1 protein-coding gene is annotated in these 1,403 nt (G+C 71.2%); it reads left to right on the top strand.

The features are described 5' to 3' along the window. The coding region (locus tag P409_RS34330) for an MdtA/MuxA family multidrug efflux RND transporter periplasmic adaptor subunit (protein WP_034849342.1) at positions 1-1,176 on the top strand (1,176 nt) is incomplete at its 5' end. Between the last annotated feature and the right edge of the window lie 227 nt (positions 1,177-1,403).

Genomic DNA, 1,403 nt, shown 5'->3' with positions numbered 1-1,403 from the left:
GGCGGCCGCTTCGCCGGCCCGCCGCAGCCGGTCGGCGTGGTTACGGTCGGCCGCGGCGACATCCGCATCACCCTCGACGCGCTCGGCACCGTCACGCCGCTGGCCACCGTCACCGTCAAGCCGCAGATCGCCGGCCAGCTGACCGAGGTCGGCTTCCAGGAAGGCCAGCTCGTCAAGAAGGGCGACTTCCTGGCCCAGATCGACCCGCGCCCCTACCAGGTGGCGCTGGAGCAGGACCAGGGCCAGCTGGCCAAGGACCAGGCGGCGCTGGCGCAGGCCCAGGCCGACCTGGCGCGTTACCAGCAGATGCTGAAGCAGAGGGCGGTCTCGGCGCAGCAGGTCGACGACCAGGCCTTCCTGGTGCAGCAGGACCAGGGCACGATCCAGTCCGACCAGGCGCAGATCGACGCCCAGAAGCTGAACCTCGCCTATGCTCATATCGTCTCGCCGGTCGACGGCCGGGTCGGGCTGCGCCAGGTCGATCCCGGCAACTATGTCCAGGTCGGGGATTCGCTGGTGATCGTCACCCAGCTGCATCCGATCTCCGTGGTGTTCTCGCTGCCGGAGGACGACCTGCCGCAGATCCAGGCCCGGCTGCGCGCCGGCGCCAGCCTGCCGGTGATCGCCTTCGACCGGTCCGGCACGACGCAGATCGCCACCGGCGCGCTGTCGACCCTCGACAACCAGATCGACACCACCACCGGCACGGTGAAGCTGCGCGCCGGCTTCGACAATGCCGACGAGACACTGTTCCCGAACCAGTTCGTCAACGCCCGGCTGCTGGTCGACACGCGGCAGGACGTGGTCACCGTCCCGGTCGCCGCGGTCCAGCACGGCGCGCCGGGCGCTTTCGTCTACCTGGTCGGCGCCGGCGACACGGTGGCGGTGCGGCCGATCAAGACCGGCCCTTCGGATGGCGGCATGGTCGCGGTCGAGGACGGGCTGCAGCCCGGCGACCGGGTGGTGGTCGACGGCACCGACCGGCTGCGCGACGGCGCCCATGTCACGGTCGCCGGCCAGGATGGCGGGGCGGGGCCGGGCGCCGCGACCCCTGCTGCTCCGGCGGACGGGCAGGCGGGCGGCCAGCGCCATCGCCAGGGCACCGGCGAGGGCGGCGGCCAGGGGCAGCACCGCCGCCGAGATAACCAGACCCAGCAACCCGCGGCGAACCCATGAGCGCCCCGCCGCTGCAGAGGGATCGTCGGCCGAGCGCCGTGATCGGTAACCTGTGTCAAACCCTGCCTTCTACTCTCCCCCTCCCCTCGCGGGAGGGGGTAGGGGGAGGGGGTGTCGATCGAAGAGAGTTGGCACATCCTGATTCAGAGCCGTCGACGGGCTGTACCAATCTCTCGGCATTGGTTCTTGCGGCACCAAACCCCTCCCTCAACCCCCTCCCGCAAGGG

This window comes from Inquilinus limosus MP06, assembly GCF_000767795.1.
Classification (GTDB): Bacteria; Pseudomonadota; Alphaproteobacteria; order DSM-16000; family Inquilinaceae; genus Inquilinus; species Inquilinus limosus_E.
Note: the sequence above shows the minus strand (reverse complement) of the source record. Positions and strands in the feature narration are given on the sequence as shown.